This is a genomic window from Parasphingorhabdus sp. (assembly GCF_048269865.1).
In the GTDB taxonomy this organism is placed as follows: Bacteria; Pseudomonadota; Alphaproteobacteria; order Sphingomonadales; family Sphingomonadaceae; genus Parasphingorhabdus.
The window spans coordinates 18,611-39,109 of sequence record NZ_JBLWUA010000007.1 but is presented as its reverse complement, the minus strand read 5'-3'; the positions used below and the strand labels follow the sequence as shown (position 1 = coordinate 39,109).

19 protein-coding genes are annotated in these 20,499 nt (G+C 58.8%); 7 read left to right on the top strand and 12 right to left on the bottom strand.

Translation table 11 applies throughout. The features are described from left to right. Window positions 1–49: 49 nt before the first annotated feature. The 12 genes from ACN0WW_RS10570 to ACN0WW_RS10515 form a co-directional block, all read right to left on the bottom strand. Window positions 50–1,351 carry a hypothetical protein gene (locus ACN0WW_RS10570; RefSeq protein WP_417612211.1) on the bottom strand — a complete coding sequence of 434 codons (1,302 nt, stop codon included), beginning with the start codon at window positions 1,349–1,351 and terminating at the stop codon, window positions 50–52. A 172-nt stretch (window positions 1,352–1,523) separates the two neighbouring features. After that, entirely contained in the window at window positions 1,524–3,467 is a 1,944-nt protein-coding gene (locus ACN0WW_RS10565) for an alpha/beta hydrolase family protein (RefSeq protein ID WP_417612209.1), read from the bottom strand. Window positions 3,468–3,538: 71 nt separating this feature from the next. Then, window positions 3,539–5,107 (bottom strand): peptide chain release factor 3, encoded by a 1,569-nt coding sequence (locus tag ACN0WW_RS10560; RefSeq protein WP_417612207.1) that lies wholly within the window; start codon window positions 5,105–5,107, stop codon window positions 3,539–3,541. Window positions 5,108–5,170: 63 nt separating this feature from the next. After that, window positions 5,171–6,082 (bottom strand): aldose 1-epimerase family protein, encoded by a 912-nt coding sequence (locus ACN0WW_RS10555; RefSeq protein ID WP_417612623.1) that lies wholly within the window; start codon window positions 6,080–6,082, stop codon window positions 5,171–5,173. After that, complete coding sequence (pheT, locus tag ACN0WW_RS10550) at window positions 6,063–8,435, bottom strand: phenylalanine--tRNA ligase subunit beta (protein ID WP_417612205.1); 2,373 nt, start codon at window positions 8,433–8,435, stop codon at window positions 6,063–6,065. Before pheT ends, ACN0WW_RS10555 begins: the two co-directional genes overlap by 20 nt. A 121-nt stretch (window positions 8,436–8,556) precedes the next feature. Further along, on the bottom strand, window positions 8,557–9,672 hold the full coding sequence (gene pheS, locus ACN0WW_RS10545; protein WP_417612621.1) for a phenylalanine--tRNA ligase subunit alpha: 1,116 nt from the start codon (window positions 9,670–9,672) through the stop codon (window positions 8,557–8,559). A gap of 109 nt (window positions 9,673–9,781) precedes the next feature. Continuing rightward, window positions 9,782–10,144, bottom strand: a complete 363-nt coding sequence (rplT, locus tag ACN0WW_RS10540) for a 50S ribosomal protein L20 (RefSeq protein ID WP_417612202.1) — start codon at window positions 10,142–10,144, stop codon at window positions 9,782–9,784. A 39-nt stretch (window positions 10,145–10,183) separates the two neighbouring features. Continuing rightward, on the bottom strand, window positions 10,184–10,387 hold the full coding sequence (gene rpmI, locus ACN0WW_RS10535) for a 50S ribosomal protein L35 (RefSeq protein WP_066741203.1): 204 nt from the start codon (window positions 10,385–10,387) through the stop codon (window positions 10,184–10,186). A 390-nt stretch (window positions 10,388–10,777) separates the two neighbouring features. Then, window positions 10,778–11,557 (bottom strand): histidinol-phosphatase, encoded by a 780-nt coding sequence (gene hisN / locus ACN0WW_RS10530; RefSeq protein WP_417612200.1) that lies wholly within the window; start codon window positions 11,555–11,557, stop codon window positions 10,778–10,780. Continuing rightward, window positions 11,554–11,961, bottom strand: coding sequence for a hypothetical protein (locus tag ACN0WW_RS10525; protein WP_417612198.1), 408 nt, complete (start codon window positions 11,959–11,961; stop codon window positions 11,554–11,556). The genes hisN and ACN0WW_RS10525 overlap by 4 nt, the downstream gene beginning before the upstream one ends. Before the next feature lie 33 nt (window positions 11,962–11,994). Beyond that, window positions 11,995–12,930, bottom strand: a complete 936-nt coding sequence (locus ACN0WW_RS10520) for a ribose-phosphate pyrophosphokinase (protein WP_417612196.1) — start codon at window positions 12,928–12,930, stop codon at window positions 11,995–11,997. Between the two features lie 104 nt (window positions 12,931–13,034). Further along, a complete protein-coding gene (locus ACN0WW_RS10515) occupies window positions 13,035–13,832 on the bottom strand; it encodes a LytTR family DNA-binding domain-containing protein (protein WP_417612619.1) in 798 nt (265 codons plus the stop codon). 167 nt (window positions 13,833–13,999) lie between these two features. Between ACN0WW_RS10515 and ACN0WW_RS10510 the strand changes: the two genes are divergently transcribed. The 7 genes from ACN0WW_RS10510 to ACN0WW_RS10480 all read left to right on the top strand — a co-directional run bounded on the left by ACN0WW_RS10510 (window position 14,000) and on the right by ACN0WW_RS10480 (window position 20,499). Continuing rightward, window positions 14,000–14,518, top strand: coding sequence for a DUF2306 domain-containing protein (locus ACN0WW_RS10510; protein WP_417612194.1), 519 nt, complete (start codon window positions 14,000–14,002; stop codon window positions 14,516–14,518). A 57-nt stretch (window positions 14,519–14,575) separates the two neighbouring features. Next, on the top strand, window positions 14,576–16,231 hold the full coding sequence (locus tag ACN0WW_RS10505) for an NAD+ synthase (protein ID WP_417612617.1): 1,656 nt from the start codon (window positions 14,576–14,578) through the stop codon (window positions 16,229–16,231). After that, window positions 16,228–17,565 (top strand): glutamate--tRNA ligase, encoded by a 1,338-nt coding sequence (gene gltX, locus ACN0WW_RS10500; RefSeq protein WP_417612192.1) that lies wholly within the window; start codon window positions 16,228–16,230, stop codon window positions 17,563–17,565. Before ACN0WW_RS10505 ends, gltX begins: the two co-directional genes overlap by 4 nt. Window positions 17,566–17,713: 148 nt before the next feature. After that, complete coding sequence (locus ACN0WW_RS10495) at window positions 17,714–18,379, top strand: TonB family protein (RefSeq protein ID WP_417612190.1); 666 nt, start codon at window positions 17,714–17,716, stop codon at window positions 18,377–18,379. A gap of 96 nt (window positions 18,380–18,475) precedes the next feature. After that, window positions 18,476–18,883: a hypothetical protein gene (locus ACN0WW_RS10490; RefSeq protein WP_417612188.1), complete on the top strand. Its 408-nt coding sequence runs from the start codon at window positions 18,476–18,478 to the stop codon at window positions 18,881–18,883. Next, complete coding sequence (ribD, locus tag ACN0WW_RS10485) at window positions 18,877–19,857, top strand: bifunctional diaminohydroxyphosphoribosylaminopyrimidine deaminase/5-amino-6-(5-phosphoribosylamino)uracil reductase RibD (RefSeq protein WP_417612186.1); 981 nt, start codon at window positions 18,877–18,879, stop codon at window positions 19,855–19,857. Before ACN0WW_RS10490 ends, ribD begins: the two co-directional genes overlap by 7 nt. Window positions 19,858–19,890: 33 nt before the next feature. After that, window positions 19,891–20,499, top strand: coding sequence for a riboflavin synthase (locus tag ACN0WW_RS10480; RefSeq protein WP_417612184.1), 609 nt, complete (start codon window positions 19,891–19,893; stop codon window positions 20,497–20,499).

Below are 20,499 nucleotides of genomic sequence, written 5' to 3'. Positions count from 1 at the left end.
GAGCGAAGCGAAGCAATCCGGAGCCGCCATCGCGCCTGGCGGGGAAAATTCACCCCTGCTGCACCTCGTCCAGTCCCCAAGCCGCCAATATCGCCAGCCCGCTCATCCCGGCCATGATCGCCAGCACCACCTCCCCGCCAAACCAGTTCGCGATCAGGCTGAACAGCCCGCCGGCCAGCAACAGCACGCCAATGATCGTGTTCGACAGCGCGGTATAAGCGGCGCGGGTGTCTGTGTCGGCCATATCGACCAGATGGGTGGCGCGGCCCAGTCGCACGCCCTGATAGGCGATCATCAGGCCGAACAGCAGCACCGGCAGGAAATAGCCGCCGGCCAAACGGCCTGTCAGGGCAAGCCAACTCGTAGCCGCTAATATGACCGCAGCGACCAGCGCGGAGAAAATCAGTACCTTGCGGCTCGACCGGTCCGACAGCCGGCCCCAGACAAAACTGCTCAGCAGGCTGGCCAGCGCCGAGGCCAGCACCAGAAAGCCGAGCTTGTCATAGCCGTCACCCGCCTCGCTGCCGACCGCGATCATGAACGGCGGCGCCAGCGCAGTGGCGGTCAGTAGACCGCGGGTCAGGATGAAGCGGACGAGCTGCGGATCGTCGCGCAAATAGGCGAAATTGCGCACCGCTTGCTTGATCGCCGACCGGCCGCCCTCGGTGGCTCCGGCCCGTTCGGTCAGGGTCGCGAACAGCAGCGCGCTCGCGATCCAAGCGCCGCCAGCCAGAAACAGGCCGCCGATCACCAGCGTCATCCGGTCGACCAGATGGAAGGACAGCGAGAGCGCATAGACGATCACCGTCACCGAAGCGATCGAACCGGCCAGTCCGGTAGCGGTGCCGCGCCGCGACTTGTCGATCGTCTTGCCGAGCACATCCTTGTAGCAGACCGAACAGACGCTCCGCGCCAGCGCCAGGATCGCCAGTGCTAGGACGATCGTCCAGCCGGCGGTGGCGCCGGTGAGGCTGGTCGCGATCAGGCCGATGGCGGCAGCGGACAGACCCTGCACCGCCGATCCCACCGCCCAGGCCCATTTGCGGCGCGGCAATTTCCGCAAATAGCCGGCGGTGACCAGCTGCGGCAGCAAGGCCCCCGCTTCGCGGACCGGCACCAGCAGCCCGACCAGCGCCACCGGCGCGCCCAGCGCGGTCATCAGCCAGCTTAGCACCAGTTTCGGATCAACCAGCCCGTCGGCGCTTTTGGTCAGCGCCAGCGCGCCGACATGGCGGAAGAAATTGCCCGGCTCCTGCTGGCAGGCGCTTTCCGGTATATCAGCGCAGACGCGGCCCTCGTCATCAATGACGATGGCCTGAAAGGCCATATCGGTGGTGGTTCGGCTCGCCATGGCCGTTATTTAGTGGATTAGCGTTCGCGTGTCGTGCTGAACTTTAGGTCAGGATTGGCCTGTGGCCGACAGCCATTCCGCCGCGCGACGGTTGGGATGATCGCAGGATTTCGCCATCCCGCCCGTCATCTAGTCCCGCAGACCAGCGACCATCATCGCCCTTTGGCCTGAATCAGGCCGGGTTATGTTTTGCCAGAAACTTTTCGAGCTGGTCCAGCCAGTCTTTTCGATTTTCAAATTCCCGAAGACCGTGCCCCTCGTCATCATAGGTGACAAACACGGCATCCGCTCCACGATCTTCGAGCTTGTCCTTGTAAAGCGTGAACTGGCTGTAGGGGACGGTGCTGTCCTTCTTGCCGTGGACCAGCAGAACCGGACGCTTCAGTTGATCCACCATCCTGACGGGCGACACATCGTCGAGATCAAAATCATCCGTGCCTTCGATGAATTCTTTCCATTTTTTGCTGTAGCGGCTTTTCAAAAACTGACGATCAAACCGTAGCTGTTTGCCAAAATCTGTGACCCCGGCAAATGAGGCGGCGCACCGATATCGTTCCGGATTGCGGGTTACGCCCCAGAGCGCAGCATAGCCTCCATAGGAAGAGCCGACAATGCAGACACGGGCGGGGTCCACGATGCCGCGTTTCGCAAGCCAGTCCATGCCATCATCGAGATCGTCTTGCATGGATCGACCAATCTGACCCTCTCCAAACTTGTAAAATGTCTCACCGTAGCTACCGGAACCCCGGAAGTTGGGTTGCAGAACCACATATCCAAGATTGGCCAGAAACTGCACTTCCATATTAAAGTCCATATTGTCGCGAATACCATACGGCCCCCCGTGCGGAAGGATGATGAGGGGCAGGTTTTTGGGATCCTTGCCATTGGGGATCGTTACATAGGCGGGTATTTGGATGCCATCTCGGGCCTGATAGTGCTCATATGTCGTGACGGCCATGTCATTGGGATCAATCTGGTCTTTCACCCCGGCAAAGCGGTCCATTTTTCGAGCAGCGGGCTCATAGAGATAGAAACTTCCCGGATCCTTGGGCGACGTAGAAAATATGATCATTTTGCTTCGGTCGCGCGAAGCCGATACGATCCAGATTTCCTCTCCTGGCAACGCGCGGTTGAGCATTTTCTGCTGCTCTGCAAGATATTCATCAAACCAGTGAATGCGGTCACGAGAATCCGTGTAATAGGCCGCCTGCAATGCGGCGCCGTCTTCCGTCATCGAAAATCTCGTCACATCCTGTTCGTCGTGATCGAAGACTTTCTCTCCGATTTCACGGGTCCTGACATTGAACCTGTAAAGACCAAAGCGGCCGGTTTTCCCGTTGGAAAGTACATAGCCCTCATCGGAGCCGGCAATGATGGTGAATCCGTCCAGAAGCGGTTCCTCTTCGTTGTTGAGGATATCCGTGTCCTTGACCTTGTCGATACGCCGGAACTTCTCGGCATCAGAGCTTCGGTAAAAAACCAGAGTGCTGCTTCTTCGATAGCTTATGCCCATGCGGATTTGGCCTGCATTATCGGCGATCCAGTCCATAACGCGCATCTGATCATCGACGACCTGTTCGGCTTCGTTTGTAGCCAGATTGATCCGGTAAACGGCAGGATATTTGTAAACGGATTCTCTGATTTCGAGAATGAGGAAGCGGCCATTGGGGTCAAGATACAGAATATTGTCGCCATCCGGACCGCCATCCTCGACGCCAATATATCGGGTGTTTCTGGTCGTGCTGTCGATAAGGTACATTTCGACTTGACGAAACTCGTTACCCATGTGCGGGCGCCGTCCGAGATATTGCTTGAGACTGGACACGCTGAAGAGGACTTGCCCGTTGCCAGCCCAGCGATACCAGTTCAGGTCAGTGTCGTCGGGCATGGCGGTGCTGTACGACTTGTCGTCAGAGAGGCTGCGGATTGTCAGAAAGGTCTTACCGCCAGCATTTTGACGATAGACCATTTGGGAACCATCAGGGGACAGCAGCGGCCGATAGACATCGCCTTCGGCGGCAAATGTCTCGGTCGCGATTTTTTTAACCTCTGCTTGGGACTGGCTGGATAGCCCGATAATCAAAAAGGCAAATGCCACCGACAAAATTCCGCGCATGTTTTCTCCGGCTGTTCAACAATTCCTGCCGAAAATACATTAGAGTCGTGGCGTCTCGGTGCAAGCAGGTTTTAACGCTCCCGTGTCGTACTGAACTTGATCTCCGGATTGCGCTCTTCCTGATAGCCGACGTCCCAGGCCGACTTCGCGAGGAACACCAGATTGTCGTCGCGGTCGCGGGCCAGTGAACTCTGGTTGATATTGGCAAAGGCGTTCAGCGTCGCGTCGTCGCCGCTGATCCAGCGCGCGGTTTCAAACGGTGCCTGTTCCAGATAGGCATCAACCTTATACTCCGCCTGCAGCCGCGACACCAGCACCTCGAGCTGCAGCTGCCCGACCACGCCGATGATCCAGTTGGCCCCGAGTTCGGGATAGAAAACCTGGACCACGCCCTCTTCCGACAGATCATCCAGCGCCTTGCGGAGCTGCTTGGTCTTGGTCGGGTCGCGCAGGATCACCCGGCGCAGGATTTCCGGGGCGAAATTGGGCAGGCCGGTGATCCGCACCTGATCCTTCTCCGACAATGTGTCGCCGACGCGGAGCGTGCCGTGATTGGGAATGCCGATGATATCGCCGGGCTCGGCCGTGTCGGCAATTTCCCGGTCCTGAGCAAAAAACAGAATCGGCGAGTGGATCGCGATCGGCTTGCCGAGACCCGAGGGGGTCAGCTTCATGCCGCGCTTGAACTCGCCGGAGCAGAGCCGCATGAAGGCAATCCGGTCGCGGTGCTGCGGGTCCATGTTCGCCTGGATCTTGAAAATAAAGCCGGTGACATCGTCGCTTTCCGGATCAATCGGTGCCGGTTCGGCCGGCTGCGGGCGCGGGCTGGGCGCATAGTCGGCAATCGCGTCGATCAGCTCCTCGACCCCGAATTGCTTGAGCGCCGAGCCGAAATAGACCGGAGTCAGATCGCCGTTCTGATAGGCTTCCAGATCAAAGCCGCTATAGCCGCCTTGCGCCAGTTCGCCCTCACTGGTCAGCCGCTCGAGCGCGCTATCGCTCAGCACTTCTCCCAGCTTGGGATCGTCGAGCCCGGTAAATTGCTGGGTGACGCCGTCATATTGCTTGCTGTCACCGGTCGGCTGGTGCAGCTGGTTGCGCTGCAGATCATAGACGCCTTCGAACTGCCCGCCCATGCCGGTCGGCCAGCTCATCGGGCAGACGTCCAGGGCCAGTTTGTCGGCGACCTCGTCGAGCAGTTCAAAAGGATCGCGGCCTTCGCGGTCGACCTTGTTGACAAAGGTGATGATCGGCACGCTGCGCATCCGGCAGACCTCGAACAGCTTCAGCGTCTGCGCCTCGATGCCCGACGCCGCATCGATCACCATGATCGCGCTGTCGACGGCGGTCAGCGTGCGATAGGTGTCCTCGGAAAAATCCTCATGGCCCGGTGTGTCGAGCAGGTTGAAGATGATATCGTTGCGCTCGAAGGTCATGACGGATGAGGTCACCGAAATCCCGCGCTGCTGCTCGATCTTCATCCAGTCCGACCGCGCCCGCCGGTTATCGCCCCGCGCCTTGACCTCGCCCGCCAGATGGATCGCGCCGCCCTTTAAGAGCAGCTTTTCGGTCAGCGTCGTCTTACCCGCGTCGGGGTGAGAGATGATCGCGAATGTTCGGCGGGGTTTGGCGTTGGTCATGACAGGCTTTCCGATGGAATAGGGACGCAGATAGACGGTAAATGGGGTAAATCAACCGTGCGCTCAGCTTTCCTTGAGCCGGATTTTCATGCGAAATGATCGCTGAGCCCCGATATCCAGCATCAACAAGCCGGGTTTCCCGACAAAATCGCCATCGAAACCAACGGGATCCGCGATACCAGCCCACGGCTCAATGCAAAGATATCGCGCGCCCGACTTCTGCCAGACACCCAACATTGGCGTGTCCGGAAAATCGATTTGCAGCATTGGATCACCGGCAGCACCCCAAGTCAGCGACCGGCTTTGCAGATCATCCCAGATGATGGCATCATCTTCGAAATCAGCGTGAACGGGGCTGAAGACCCTCCCTTTTACCGGGCTATCTTGGCGTTCATCTTTGACAAGCCCCGACTTCATCTCGAGCCGGCGAATGGGAGCTGGTTCCCGCTTTTCGAAGATGATGCGGTGATCATGGATGTCGCGGCCATAAGGCAGTGGCCAGGCAAAAGCGGGGTGGTAACCGAAACTGAACGGCATCGGCTTATCATCTTCGTTGGTAATGGTAGCGGTCATCAAAAGGCTGTCACCGGCAACTTCGAACGCCATTTCCAGTCTAAATTCGAACGGATATTGTGCGCGGGTTAGATCATTCGCGCAAAGAGAAAATAGGGCGTGATGCTGGCCCTGCTCGATGAGCTCGAATTTCTGCCTGCGCGCAAAACCATGTTTTTCAAGTTTATAGATCGTGTCGTTGAATCGATATTGGTTATCACGCAATTGGCCGACGATGGGAAAGAGCAGTGGTGCCCGGCCGGACCAAAAGGCCGGATCAGCATCAGTCATCAATTCTCGGCCATCGCCGTCCTGAAGGGATGAGAGTTCCGCGCCCAACGGGTTGATTCGGGCGGAGAGGGTCTCAGATTCTATACTGATCCAGGATTCTGAAGAGAAAGCCTCACCCACGCAACTCGGCACCCAATTTGCTAGCACTGGCCACCACCTTGTCCGACAGCGCCTTCAAATCCTCTTCAGTCAGCGTCGCCTCGACCGGCTGCAGGGTAATTTCCACCGCTAGCGACTTCTTGCCTTCGCCCACGCTGGGCCCCTCGAACAGATCGAAAATCCGGGCATCGGTAATCAGCTTCTTGTCCGCGCCCTTGACTGCGCGCAGCAGATCGCCGGCTGGCAGATCCGCATCGACGATGAAGGCGAAATCACGGGTGACGGCCTGCAGCGCCGGTGGCGCAAAGGCGTCGCGCATATGGCCGGATTTCTTCTTCAGCGGAATCGCGTCGAGGAAAATCTCTCCGCCGACCGCCGCGCCTTTCAGGCCAAGCGCCTTGGTCACCGACGGATGCAGCGCACCAAAGGCGGCGAGAATCTTCTTTGGTCCCAGCCGCAGCGTGCCGGACTGGCCGGGGTGGTAGGCATCGCCCGCTTCCCCGAAATCCATCAGCTTGTCGACCGGTGCTCCAGCCGCTTCGAGAATCGCCAGCACTTCCGCCTTGGCATCATAGGCGTCGAACTTGCTCGCTGCGCCGCCCTGCCAGCTGCGCGCGCTCTTTTCGCCGGTCAGTACCAGGCCGATCGTCGGATGCTCGCTGCTTTCCAGATAGCGCCGTCCGACTTCGAACAGCCGGATCGACGTGGCGCCGCGGGCGCTGTTGCGCTTGGCGGCGGCGATCAGGCCGGGCAGCATTGACGGCCGCATCACCTTGAGGTCCTCGCTGATCGGGTTAGCCAGCGACCAGTTGCCACCGCCAAAGGGCGCGGCTTCCTTCTCGGAGATGAAGCTCCAGTTGACCACTTCGTTCAGCCCGCGCGCAGCCGCCGCCCGTCGCGCCTTGCGTTCGGCCAGTTGTTCGGGCGAGGCAGTTGGTCTGGCGACGCCGGGTTTCCGTGGCAACGGGGTTGAGGGAATAGTGTCGAGCCCCTCGATGCGGACGATTTCCTCGACGATATCCTGCCAGACGGCAACATCCCGGCGCCAGGTCGGAATGGTGATCGTCCAGTCATCGGCGATGGCGAAACCCAGCGCTTCCAATATGTCCTGCTGCCGTTCAGCAGCGACATCAATCCCGCCCAGCGCCAGACATTGTGCCGGATCATAGGAAAGGCTGCGCTGCTCCGTCGGCGGCGTGCCGGCTCGCGTAACCTCGCTGGCCTTCCCGCCGCACAGTTCCAGCACCAGCGCGGTGGCCAGTGCCAGCCCGTCATCCAGAAATGCCGGATCGACGCCGCGCTCGAACCGCTGGCGAGCATCGCTGGTCAGCATCAGTTTCTGGCCGGTCCGGGCGATATTCTCCGGCGTGAAATAGGCGCATTCGATCAGCACCTCGGTCGTGCCTTCGTCAGAGCCGGTGCTGGCACCGCCCATGATGCCGCCGATATCATGCGCGCCCTTGTCATCGGCGATCACGGTCATGGTCTCGTCGAGCGTGTACTCATTGTCATTGAGCGCAAGGACGGTTTCGCCCGGTTTCGCCTTGCGGGCAACCAGACCGCCGTTGAGCTTGGCGACGTCATAGACATGCAGCGGCCGCCCATGGTCGAGCATCACATAATTGGTGATGTCGACGAGAGTGTTGATCGGTTTCTGGCCGGCTGATTTCAGGCGCGCCTGCATCCAGTCCGGTGACTTGCCATTGCTCACACCTTTGACGGTGCAGGCGTAGAATGCGGGGCAGCCATCGGGGTCCTCGGTGCGGACATCGGGACCGCCGCCGCTACGACTTATGTTGGCAACGTCCATTGGCTTCAGTTTGCCCATGCCCGCAGCCGCCAGATCGCGCGCAATCCCGCGCACGCCCATGCAGTCCTGCCGGTTGGGGGTGATCGCCACGTCGAACACCGGATCGTCGAGATCGGCATAGTCGGCGTAGCTGGTGCCAACTTTAGCGGCTGCATCTTCGGGCAATTTGATGATGCCGTCATGGTCGTCGCCCAGTTCCAGCTCGCGATAGCTGCACATCATGCCGAAACTCTCGACATCCCGGATTTTTGCGGGTTTCAGCGTGAAATCGCTGCCCGGAATATAGCTCCCCGGAGGTCCGAAAACGCCGATCATTCCGGCCTTCGCATTGGGCGCGCCGCACACCACCTGCCACGGTTCCGCCCCACCATCATCAACTTTAAGCAATTGCAACTTGTCGGCATTGGGATGCGGTCCCGCTTCGACGACTTTCGCTACGCGGAAGGGTTTCAGGGCATCGGCCGGATTTTCCATGCCCTCGATTTCCAGACCGATGCTGGTCAGTTTTTCGGCGATCTCGGTCGCGCTGGCATCGGTGTCCAGATGGGCCTTGAGCCAGGAGAGAGAAAATTTCACTTCAGGTCTCCCGCTTTGTCATTCCCACGTAGGCGGGAATCTGATCCGCTTGGGCACGCCAACTGGATCCCCGCCTTCGCGGGGACGACAGATGCCTTTATTTTCGGATAGGCTGTCGATTTCATGCGCCGACTCCTCCGCTCAATGTGGGCACGTCGAGTGCGCCAAAGCCGTAATGATCCGCCCAGCGCAGATCGCCGTCGAAAAAGGCGCGCAGATCATCCATGCCATATTTCAGCATCGCCAGCCGGTCTATCCCGCAGCCAAAGGCAAAGCCCTGCCAGACGTCGGGATCGAGCCCGCAATTGCGGATAACATTGGGGTGGACCATGCCGCTGCCCAATATCTCCATCCAGCCGCCATTGTCGCCGCGTGGGTCGCCGCCGATGATGCGGCTGCCCTTCTCGACGGAGAAGCCGACATCGACCTCGGCGCTCGGTTCGGTGAACGGGAAATAGCTCGGGCGCAGACGCAGCTCGATATCGTCCCGCTCGAAAAAGGCGCGGACGAAGGTTTCCAGCGTCCATTTGAGATGACCCATATGGATATTCCGGTCGATCACCAGCCCCTCGACCTGATGGAACATCGGCGTATGGGTAGCGTCGCTGTCACTGCGATAGGTGCGGCCGGGGGCGATCAGATAAATCGGTTCGCCCGCGCCATCGGTCCTTTTTGCGACATCCATCATCGTACGGATCTGCACCGGCGAGGTATGGGTGCGCAGCAGTTTCGGCATGCCGCTGTCATCGGTCTGAGGGAAATAGAAGGTGTCGTGCATGGCTCGCGCCGGATGCGTGTCCGGGATATTGAGCGCGGTGAAATTGTGCCAGTCGTCCTCGATTTCCGGACCGGTGGCGACCGAGAAACCGAGATCGGCGAAGATTTCGGCCAGTTCGTCCATGACTTGCGAGACCGGGTGAACACTTCCCTTGGGCGCAGGAGGCGCGGGCAGGGTCAGATCCAGCTTTTCGGTCGCCAGCTTGGCATCCAGGGCTGCTGCTTCCATCGCTTCCTTGCGCGAGGTCAGGGCATCGGCGACGGCCTGCCGCGCACCGTTAATCTTCGGGCCCTGTTCCTGGCGCTCTTCCGGCGTCATTTTGCCGAGGGTTTTCAGCAGCAGCGAAATCTCGCCTTTCTTGCCGAGCGCGGCCAAGCGAATCGCTTCCAGCGCATCGCCATCGGATGCAGCGCCTATCTGCTCCAGATATTTGTCCCTGATCGCCTCGATGTCGCTCATCATATTGTCCCGTTTTAAATCGCTGCCCATCTAGCAAGCCCTGCGAAAAACCCAATAAAAAAGCGCCGCGAGATTGCTCTCCGGCGCTTCTTTGAATGTATGAAAATGCTTAAGCTTTCGCCAGAGCATCCTGCGCCTGTTTGATGATACCGCTAAACACAGCGGGTTCATTCATCGCGAGGTCAGCCATCACTTTGCGGTCGAGTTCAATGCCAGCCAGCTTGGTGCCGTGGATGAACGTGCCATAGGTCATGCCTTCGGCGCGAACCGCAGCGTTGATCCGCTGGATCCAGAGCGCGCGAAACGCCCGCTTCTTAACCTTGCGATCGCGATAGGCATATTGACCGGCTTTTTCGACGGCCTGCCGCGCGATGCGGATGGTGTTCTTGCGACGGCCATAATAGCCCTTCGCCTGAACCAATAATCTTTTATGTTTGGTACGAGTGGTCGTACCCCGTTTTACACGTGCCATATTCTATATCCTGTAAGTTTGAATGTCGCTGCGGCGGGCTTAGCCCAGGCCGTATGGCGCCCATTTCTTGACTGTCCGAGCATCCGCATCACACAATTTCTTGGTGCCGCGGTTCTGGCGGATATATTTGCTGTTATGGCTCATCAAACGGTGGCGCTTGCCGGCTACGCCGTGCTTGACCTTACCGGTTGCGGTGATCTTGAAGCGTTTCTTCACACCACTTTTGGTCTTCAACTTGGGCATTTTGGTCTCCTCTAGGTGGTACCGTTACGGACACATGTGGCAGCCCAACACTGGCCAGTGCGTCACATTGGAACGCGGTCTTTAGCGGGATTCGGCAGGAATGCAAGTTTTTTGAATTCTCCCCGATTGAATAATGCGGGGATGGCGGGGTTACTGTATATTGGCTTGATGCCTAGTAATAAAAAAAACGAGCGAAAAATATCGAGCAGCAAGACCGTTTATTACGAAATCCACTATTCTAGTGAACGAAATTTGAACCGTTGGTTAGAAGATCACCTGGAAGGGCCTTTTAAAACTCATCCCTGCATGACTGGATTTGCTCGGAATGTGTTTATATTCAATTCTGATGACGATATGGTCATGTCGTTGAAATTCATCGGGACGTGAAATTTAATGATGGCAGGCAATAGCCTCCAGCACATCATCGACCCGTGCCTGATCGCCTAGCGCCAGCACATGGCCATCGGATTCCGCGTGCAGCGGTTCGCCGTTCCAGTCGCACATCATGCCGCCGGCGCCATCGACAATCGGGGCGAGAGCGGCAAAATCGTGGAGTTTCAGGCCTGCTTCGCAGACCACATCGACATGGCCGCTGGCGACCAGGCCGTAATTATAGCAGTCTCCGCCATAGATGATCTTGCGCGAGGCGACCTTGCTGGCGAGACCCATGAAATGCTCGGCATCATGCTCGCCAAACAGATGCGGCGAGGTGGTGGCGAGAACGGCGTCCTTGAGCTCCCGGCACCGCGCGGATTTTGCCGGTTGACTGTTGAACAGGGTAGGGCGGCCCACGACGCCCAGCCAGCGTTCCCTGCCAATCGGCTGGTCGATGATTCCAATTACCGGGAAACCATCCTGCATCAGCGCGATCAGGGTACCGAATATCGGGCGCCCGGCGATGAAGCTGGTGGTGCCGTCGATAGGGTCGAGCACCCACTGACGTGAAGCGCCCTCGTTGTGCGTGCCATATTCCTCGCCGATGATCCCGTCATCGGGCCGTTCCGCTTCGATAATTGTCCGCATCGCTGCTTCCGCCGCGCGGTCAGCCTCGGTGACCGGGGACGCGTCCTCTTTGGTTTCCTCGTCAAATTTGGCGCGGAAGAACGGGCGAATGGCCTCGCCAGCGGCGTCGGCGAGTTTTTGTGCGAGATCGATATCTTTTGGGGTCATAGCTTTTCTGTCTCCGAGGGAGCCGGTCGCCAGGCCCACAGGTACAGAATCAGACCGGTGATGATGAACAGCGCGCAGCCGGAGAGCATCCAGGCGTTTGCGTACCAATATTCCCCCCAGGAAAACTCGCCGGACATGATCTTTTTCCAGCCATTGAAATGCTGCATGCCAGCGACGACCAGTCCCAGAACCGCCAGCGTTGACGCGATCCAACGGTTGAGCCAGTGCAACGGGTTGGCAAGCAGCAGCAGGCCGAGCAGCCCGATAACCGTCCGTTGGGTGCGACAATAAGGGCAAACATAGACCCAGTCGGCCCACTCGGTGAACCAGGCGAACAGGCAGATGAGAATGGCCAGAACACCAATGGCAAGGCGATATTTCAGCAGTTGTTCGAGACTCGGCATGGCTGTCTCCGGAGTTCAGGATTGCGGGCGCGGTTAGTCAAACAGGCTGCTGACCGAACTTTCATCGGCAATCCGCTTGATGGCTTCGCCCAGCAGCGGTGCAATCGGCAGGATCCGGATCTTGCCGGAGTCGAGCGCGGTTTGCGGGGTTTTGATGGTATCGGTGATGATCAGCTTGCGCAGCGAGGAGTTGTTGACCCGCTCCACGGCCTTACCGGACAGCACACCGTGGGTGATATAGGCAGCGACATCGGCTGCGCCTGCTGCAAGCAAGGCATCGGCTGCGTTGCAGAGCGTGCCGGCGCTGTCGGCAATATCGTCGATCATCACGCAGAAGCGACCTTCAACGTCGCCGATAATATTCATCACCTCCGAGACACCGGCATGTTCGCGGCGCTTGTCGACAATGGCAAGTGGCGCATTGTCGAGCCGCTTGGCCAGCGCGCGCGCGCGGACCACGCCGCCGACGTCGGGAGAGACGACCATGATATCCTTGTCGCCATGGCGGGACTTGATGTCTTCGCTGATCACCGGCGCGCCATAGAGATTGTCCGTCGGAATATCGAAGAAGCCCTGAATCTGACCGGCATGCAGGTCGACGGTCAGCACCCGGTCGGCACCGGCTTCGGTGATCAGATTGGCGACCAGCTTGGCGGAGATCGGCGTGCGCGGTCCGGGTTTCCGGTCCTGCCGGGCATAGCCGAAATAGGGAATGACCGCGGTGATGCGCTTGGCCGAGGCGCGGCGGAGCGCGTCGATGCTGATCAGCAATTCCATCAGATTGTCATTGGCCGGATGGCTGGTCGACTGAACCACAAAAACATCTTCACCGCGCACATTTTCGTGGATTTCGATGAAAATCTCGTCATCGGCGAAGCGCTTGACGCTGGCATCGGTGAGGGGGATTTCGAGATATTCGGCGATCGCGGTGGCAAGCGGCAGATTGCTGTTACCGGACATGAGTTTCATAGTGCGCTTCCCAGATAATGGCGGGCCGCCAGAATCGCCGACGACACTCCATGACAATTTTGTGACCCTGTTAGACAGATGGTCAGGAAATCAAAAGAGACATTTCACCTTATCCACCCCATTTTTCTAAGCTTTGCGACCTGACTGCGGGCGACGGGCACTTCAAGGCCGTTTTTCAAGACCAGTCTCCAATTGCGTTCCCGCCTTATTGCATGGGCCACGCTTGCGGTCGCGACCCACCAACTGCGGTGCACCTGGGTCCCGTCGATGCCGTCCATTTCTGCAATCGCGTCGCCCAGTCGCATCAGCAGCATTTCGCTGCGGCGGTCGGCATGGACCCGGACATAATGGTCCTCCACCGACAGCGCGAGGATTTCGGACGGGAACCCCGGCGGCAGCCGCTCGAGCAATCTTACACGTTGTTCCGTTGCAACTGGTGCATGCTCTTGCGGGGAGCTCAAAATTTCATTTCCGGTTGGCGCGGATTTTACCGCCCCGGTATGGACACCACTGGGAATACCATCGCGCGGAAATATTTGTTGCATCAGTGCGGTGACCGCAAATCCGATCCCGGCGCATTGCAGATATAATATGCCAAAAAGCTCGCCGAGCATCGGTCCCGAAAACTGCATACCGTTGATGGCATACCCGACCAGAAAGGCCAGAGGGAGCGACGCCACCGCCACCGCGAGGCCGAGCGTAAGTATGCCGGGAAGGTTGCTCATCTCCTGCAACCATCGGGCGGCGTGCGTGATTGGTCGAAAGATCAGGTAGCCAGCGACGGTGAAGCCGACCCAATAGGAAAGTCTCAGAGCGAGCGGCATGGGATAGGTGCCGAAAGGTCCGAGCAAGCCAAGCACCATGCCGATTCCGGCAATGATGAGCAATTCGACGCTGATCATGCGCGGCAAAACCGGCTCCTTTCCTGCCCTTTCACGCTTCGTGAACGGTCCACTGGTCCATTATGACGCGATTGACGAAAAAGAAAACCGGTCTGCGCACCTCTGATCGCGCTTTCCCGGGAAAGAGTCATGCTGCCTGCACATTTACCGATGCAGGGAGCATTTTTATGACAAAGTCATCTTTCCACGAAGGGTTCTCACCGCAGACCATCATTCTTACGATTGCGGCGACGGTTCTCGTTGCGCTCATTTTGATTGCGCTATCCACACTGGCGGCGGATGTCGCTGGCACGGCACCGCTGCGCACGCCGATTTCCTTGGCGCTTGCCATCCATCTGGCAACCGTCATTCCGGCCATCCCGTTGGGAGCGGTTGTTCTGTACCGGCGCAAGGGAGATGCAATGCATCGGCTGCTCGGCAAGGCCTGGGCGGGACTGATGTTGACCACTGCGGTTACGACATTCTGGCTCGGCCATTCCGGCGGCGGGTTGTTTGGTATCGGCTTGAGCTTCATTCATCTGTTCTCTGTTCTCACCCTTTTTTCGATCCCCTATGGTATCTGGCAAGCCCGCCGCGGCAACATCACCGGGCATTATCGGGCAATGCAGGCTCCCTATATCGGTTTGATTGTCGCAGGTCTTTTCGCCTTTATTCCGGGGCGCCTGCTGGGCGGGCTGGTTTTCTGAAAACCGGACAATCATAAATCGTTTGCTGTCATGGTCCGCCCTTTCTATCAGGGCCAGATGACGGAAAAGCTTACTATCACCATGGCGCAATTGACCCAGAGCGTGGGCGATTTGCGCGGCAATGCCGATGCGATGATTGCAGCCCATGGCGCCCGGCCCGACAGCGATCTGATCGTGTTTCCCGAACTGCAGCTGATTGGCTATCCGCCAGAGGATCTGGTGTTGAAGCCGGCCGTTTGGGAGCGGGCAAAAGCAGAACTCAACCGGCTTGCCGCCGCCACTGCCGGGCCGGGGCCGGCGATGCTGGTCGGATCAATTTTTCGCGAGGACGGCAAGCTTTATAACGGCATTGCCCTGCTCGACGACGGACATATTCGTGATGTCCGGTACAAGGTAGAATTGCCCAATTACGGCACATTTGACGAAAAGCGGCTGTTCGCGTCCGGCCCGTTGCCGGAGCCGATTGAGTTCAAGGGCTGCAAAATCGGCTTGCCGATCTGCGAGGATGTCTGGTTCCCGACCGTCTGCGAGCATCTGAAAGCACAGGGCGCTGATCTGTTTATCTCGGTGCATGGCAGCCCCTATGAAATCGAGAAGGACGACATGCGTCTGGGGCAGGTGGCCACCAAGCGGGTGCGGGAAACGGGCATTCCGATGCTGTTCCTGAACCGGGTCGGGGGGCAGGACGAGATCGTGTTCGATGGCGCCAGCTTCGTGCTCAACGGCGATGCCAGCGTGATGCACCAACTGCCGGACTGGGACGAGGTGATTGTGGATACGCACTGGTCCTGCGAAGACGGCAAGTGGAGCTGTGCACAAGGTGATATTCACGCACTGGATGACCATCCCGCCGATATCTACAATGCGATGATCGTGGGCTTGCGGGATTATGTGAACCGCAATCGTTTCCCCGGCGTTTTGCTCGGGCTTTCAGGCGGGATCGACAGCGCTTTGTCAGCCGCGGTTGCGGTCGACGCACTGGGTGCCGACCGGGTGTGGAACGTGATGATGCCGTCGCGCTTCACGTCGCAGGAAAGCCTCGACGATGCAGAGGGCTGCGCCAAAATGCTTGGCACCCGGCTGGACACGATCCCGATCAATCCGGCGGTCGAAGGCTTTGACGCAATGCTGGAGGACAGTTTTGCCGACAGCAATGTCGATATCACCGAAGAGAATATCCAGTCGCGGATCCGCGGTGTTACCTTGATGGCGCTATCGAACAAATTTGGCCACATGCTGCTGACCACGGGTAACAAAAGCGAGATGAGCGTTGGCTATGCGACCATCTATGGCGACATGGCGGGCGGCTATTCGGTACTCAAGGACGCCTACAAGCTGACCGTCTTCAAGCTCTCAAAATGGCGCAACGCCAACAAGCCGAGCCTTGGCATGGGCCCGGATGGGCCGGTGATGCCGGAGACCGTAATCACCAAGCCACCCAGTGCCGAGTTGCGCGAGGACCAGAAAGACAGCGACAGCCTGCCTGACTATGAGATTCTCGATCCCCTGCTGCACGGCCTGATCGAGGAAGAATTGTCGGTTAACGATCTTGTTGCAAGAGGCTTCGATCGGGAGACCGTGGTGCGGATCGAGCGGTTGCTCTATATCGCAGAATATAAACGGCGCCAGGCCCCGCCGGGTGTCAAGCTTGGCACCAGAAATTTTGGCCGTGACCGGCGCTATCCGATCACCAACGCATTCAGGACAGTATGACCATAAAAACCCGCTTCGCTCCGTCACCGACGGGCCATCTCCATGTCGGCAATATCCGTACGGCACTGCACAACTGGATGTTCGCGCAGAAAGAAGGTGGCACATTTTTGCTCCGGCTCGACGACACCGATGCCGAGCGGTCGAAAGAGGAATATGTCGATGCCATCCGGGCGGATCTGGCATGGCTGGGATTGGTGCCCGACGAAGAGCAGCGGCAATCGGACCGCTTTGATCGCTATGAAGAGCAGCTGGAAAAGCTGAAGGCGGCTGGCCGGGTCTATCCGGCCTATGAAACCGCACAGGAACTGGACCTGAAGCGCAAGATCCAGCTCGGACGCGGGAAGCCACCGATCTATGACCGGGCCGCGCTGGACCTGACCGAAGCCCAGATTGCCGAGTTTGAAGAGCAGGGCCGCAAACCGCATTGGCGGTTCAAGCTGGATCACGAGACACCGATCACCTGGACCGACCTGATTCGGGGAGACCAGCATTTTGATCCGGCGCTGCTGTCCGATCCGGTCATCCGGCGTGAAGATGGCAGTTGGCTCTATATGCTGCCGTCAGCCATTGATGATGTGGACATGGATATCACCCATGTCGTGCGCGGCGAGGATCATGTGGCGAATACCGCGGTGCAGATTCAGATGTTCCATGCGCTGGGTGCAAAGCCGCCGGAATTCGCGCATGAAGCCTTGCTCGTCGGCACCGAAGGGAAGTTGTCGAAACGGCTGGGTTCGCTGGGCGTCAGCAGTTTTCGCGAGAAACATATTGAGCCGCAGGCGATTGTTGCCCTGCTGGCACGGATCGGAACCAGCGATCCGGTGGAACCGGTTGCCGATGTTGCGCCGCTGATCGCCAGTTTCGACTTTGCCCGCTTTGGGCGGGCACCGGCGCGGTTTGACGAAGAGGAACTGTCGCAGCTCAACCAGAAGATTGTCCATCTGCTTGAGTATGAGGATGTGAAACCTCGACTGCCGGATGCGATGAATGCTGCTGCATGGGAGGTCATCCGGCCCAATTTGCATGATATGGGCGATGTCGGTTCATGGTGGCAGGTCATAACCGGGCCGGTGGTTGTGCCCGATCTTTCGGTGGAGGATCAGGCTTTCATAGGCATCGCTGCTGCAAAAATGGAAGAATTGGAAGCATCTGATGATCTCTGGAAAGATCTGACCAGTGCGCTCAAGGAGGCCACTGGCCGAAAAGGCAAGCCGCTCTTCATGCCCTTGCGCCAGGCGTTGACGGGTCTCGACCATGGTCCGGATATGAACGCATTGCTGCCGTTGATCGGCAAGCCCGCTGCGCTGGCAAGGCTGGCTGAAGCCGCCGCCTGAGCCAATCTCATCGTTGCCGCGCCACAGGCCGAGCGAGGCGTTTGCTATTGGTTATGTAATAGTATAACATAACCAATAGGCGATGCGGACAGATAGTCAAAAAGGCACAGGCCGCTCCGCCATTTTTGAGGATGGTTGAGAGGATGTAATGATGAGCTATGTTTCCGTTTACGAGAATAAGACACCCCGAACCAAAGGTGTGATACTGGCCGGCGCTGTTCATGTGGTGATTATCGCCGGGGTGATTGCGATGCCCGGAATCGAGATTCCGGAAAAATTTCGCGGCACGGTGATTGCTGTGCCGGTTCTGGCCCAGAAGCCTCCGGAACCGGTGAAACACAAAGTCGAGCCAGTGATCCAACTCCCGGTGCAGCCCCAGCACAAGGCGCCGGACAAGTTGATCGTAGATTTGCCGGCCGCTCCGGTGGAGCCGCTTCCCAGCTATGCCGAGAATGCGTTGGACACGGGACTCACCGGTGCGGGAAATGAAATTCCGTTTGAGGCGATCAAGGTCGTACCGGATCCGGTGATTGTCGATGCGCGGCTGAACGCTCGTTACGCCGCGCAGTTTCAGCCAGCCTATCCGCCTGGCCAGTTGCGGCTCGAACGGGAAGCCGAGGTGAGTGTCCGGGTGCTGGTCGGGACAGATGGCCGGGTGAGGCAGATTGAACTGATCGATTCGCCCCATCCTGACTTCTGGGCAGCGACGCGCAAACAGGCTTTGAGTAAATGGCGGTTCACGCCGGCAACTAGAGACGGGAAGCCATTTGAGAGCTGGATGACGCTGAAAGTCCGCTTCGAAATCAACAGCTGATCCCGTCGCCGGGTGGCCTGATCCCTGATTCCCGCTGCAAATTTGCGGGAAGGGCTGGTCATCCGGCGGCGCGCGCCCTATTTGAACGCCATGGGAATGTTGAAAGATGTATCGGTCAGCGGCGGTTTTGGTGACCTGATCGCTGTTTTCCGTCAAAGTGAGCCGGGCGAGCGCTTGCTTCCGGCGGCATTGGCGATTGCCTGCACGGCGTTCATTCTGCTCCTTTTCTATCTCGATCCGAAGGTGAATACTTACACTTATGTGCCGCAGGAGGTCGTTTATGTCGAAAACTGGACAAACGACCGGACCGATGAAGAAATCCTGCAGGACCGCTGGCAGGTCCAGTGCCTCAAAGACAAGCTGGAGACGGAACGGCGCGAGGCGATGAAGGAACTTGGCCGGATGTCGGGCATGGATGTCGAGGAAATCGAACGCGAAGCCGAAGCGGCCCGGGCTGCACGCGGCGAGGTCGAGGTCGATCGCCCGGCCGGACTGCAATGCTGAGGTCCGTTGCCGACGCGCATTATATGGCGGCGGCTTTGGCATTATCGGAACGGGGACGAGGCCGCACCGGGGCAAACCCCAATGTCGGTTGCGTGATCGTCAAAAATGGCATCATCATCGGTCGCGGCTGGACACAGCCGGGCGGACGCCCCCATGCCGAGGAAATGGCGCTTGCCCAGGCCGGCCGATCGGCCCGCGGCTCGGACGTCTATGTAACCATGGAGCCCTGTGCGCATGATAGCAGCCGCGGCCCGACCTGCAGCATCGCGCTGATCGAGGCGAAACCGAAAAGAGTGATTGTCGCGACCCTAGATGCCGATGAACGCACCCGGCGCAGAGGCATTGACCGGCTGGGCGACGCGGGCATACCGGTTTCTGTCGGAATTCGCGAGCTGGAAGCGCGGCGCGCAATGGCCGGTTTCCTGTGCCGCATCGACAACGGGCGACCGTTTGTCACGCTGAAGCTGGCGATGTCGCTGGATGGTTGTATCGCCCTGGCGGATGGGTCCAGTCAGTGGATCACTGGCGATCGCGCACGGGCTCACGCCCACATGGAGCGCGCACGCAGCGACGCGATTCTGGTGGGAGCAGGAACGGCGCGGACGGACAGACCCGGCCTCGATGTGCGCCTTGCCGGTCTGTCCGACCGTTCGCCACAACCGGTTATACTGGGCAATGACAAGGGCAAGCCAGAACACTGGCAGCAAATTGCTGAACCGTCCGGGATTTCCGATCTTTCCGATATCAACTGGCTGCTGGTCGAAGGCGGCGCCAAAACCGCCGCATCATTCTTGCAGGCGGGGCTGGTGGATCGGCTGTTATTCTATCGCGCCCCTATCATCATCGGTGGGGGTCTGCCCGGCATTGCCGATATTGGGCTGGAAAAGCTCAGCGAGGCGCATGGTCAGTGGCAGCGCGTCGATCAGCGCGCACTCGGGCAGGATATGCTTGAGATATATGACCGCGCCGCCTAGGTTCCGCTTCGTTCACAGCAAATAGGATCGCCCATGTTCACCGGCATTGTTTCAGACATCGGAACCATCGAATCGCTCGACCAGCGCGGTGACCTTCGCGTGAAAATCACCTGTGGCTATGATATGGATGGCGTCGATATGGGCGCATCGATCGCCTGCTCCGGTATTTGCCTGACGGTCGTTGATAAGGGTACCGGCTGGTTTGCAGTGGACGTGTCAGGGGAAACCATCTCGTGCGTTGCTGCTGGCCAATTTGAGGCGGGACGGCGGATCAATCTGGAACGCGCGCTGAAGGTAGGCGATGAACTGGGCGGCCATATCGTCACGGGCCATGTCGATGGTGTCGGCGAAGTTGTTTCGAGCAGCGCTGTTGGCGATTCAACAGAAGTCGTGATCCGGGTTCCCGAAGATCTGGCACCCTATATCGCGGCCAAGGGATCGATCACCGTCGATGGCGTGTCGCTGACCGTCAATGCGGTGTCGGACGAAGCGCCGGGCACGCAATTCAGCCTCAACATCATTCCCCATACCGCGCAGGTGACCACGCTCGGCGAATTGCAGCCCGGCCGTGCCGTCAATCTCGAGATCGATATATTGGCGCGCTATCTGGCGCGGATGGAACAGGCCAAGTCGCTCTCCTGA

Coding starts and splice junctions, on each gene's coding strand:
- ACN0WW_RS10570 (WP_417612211.1), bottom strand. CDS start 1,351: ATGGCGAGCCGAACCACCACCGATATGGCCTTTCAGGCCATCGTCATT.
- ACN0WW_RS10565 (WP_417612209.1), bottom strand. CDS start 3,467: ATGCGCGGAATTTTGTCGGTGGCATTTGCCTTTTTGATTATCGGGCTA.
- ACN0WW_RS10560 (WP_417612207.1), bottom strand. CDS start 5,107: ATGACCAACGCCAAACCCCGCCGAACATTCGCGATCATCTCTCACCCC.
- pheS (WP_417612621.1), bottom strand. CDS start 9,672: ATGAGCGACATCGAGGCGATCAGGGACAAATATCTGGAGCAGATAGGC.
- rplT (WP_417612202.1), bottom strand. CDS start 10,144: ATGGCACGTGTAAAACGGGGTACGACCACTCGTACCAAACATAAAAGA.
- rpmI (WP_066741203.1), bottom strand. CDS start 10,387: ATGCCCAAGTTGAAGACCAAAAGTGGTGTGAAGAAACGCTTCAAGATC.
- hisN (WP_417612200.1), bottom strand. CDS start 11,557: ATGACCCCAAAAGATATCGATCTCGCACAAAAACTCGCCGACGCCGCT.
- ACN0WW_RS10525 (WP_417612198.1), bottom strand. CDS start 11,961: ATGCCGAGTCTCGAACAACTGCTGAAATATCGCCTTGCCATTGGTGTT.
- ACN0WW_RS10520 (WP_417612196.1), bottom strand. CDS start 12,930: ATGAAACTCATGTCCGGTAACAGCAATCTGCCGCTTGCCACCGCGATC.
- ACN0WW_RS10515 (WP_417612619.1), bottom strand. CDS start 13,832: ATGATCAGCGTCGAATTGCTCATCATTGCCGGAATCGGCATGGTGCTT.
- ACN0WW_RS10510 (WP_417612194.1), top strand. CDS start 14,000: ATGACAAAGTCATCTTTCCACGAAGGGTTCTCACCGCAGACCATCATT.
- ACN0WW_RS10505 (WP_417612617.1), top strand. CDS start 14,576: ATGACGGAAAAGCTTACTATCACCATGGCGCAATTGACCCAGAGCGTG.
- gltX (WP_417612192.1), top strand. CDS start 16,228: ATGACCATAAAAACCCGCTTCGCTCCGTCACCGACGGGCCATCTCCAT.
- ACN0WW_RS10495 (WP_417612190.1), top strand. CDS start 17,714: ATGATGAGCTATGTTTCCGTTTACGAGAATAAGACACCCCGAACCAAA.
- ACN0WW_RS10490 (WP_417612188.1), top strand. CDS start 18,476: ATGTTGAAAGATGTATCGGTCAGCGGCGGTTTTGGTGACCTGATCGCT.
- ribD (WP_417612186.1), top strand. CDS start 18,877: ATGCTGAGGTCCGTTGCCGACGCGCATTATATGGCGGCGGCTTTGGCA.
- ACN0WW_RS10480 (WP_417612184.1), top strand. CDS start 19,891: ATGTTCACCGGCATTGTTTCAGACATCGGAACCATCGAATCGCTCGAC.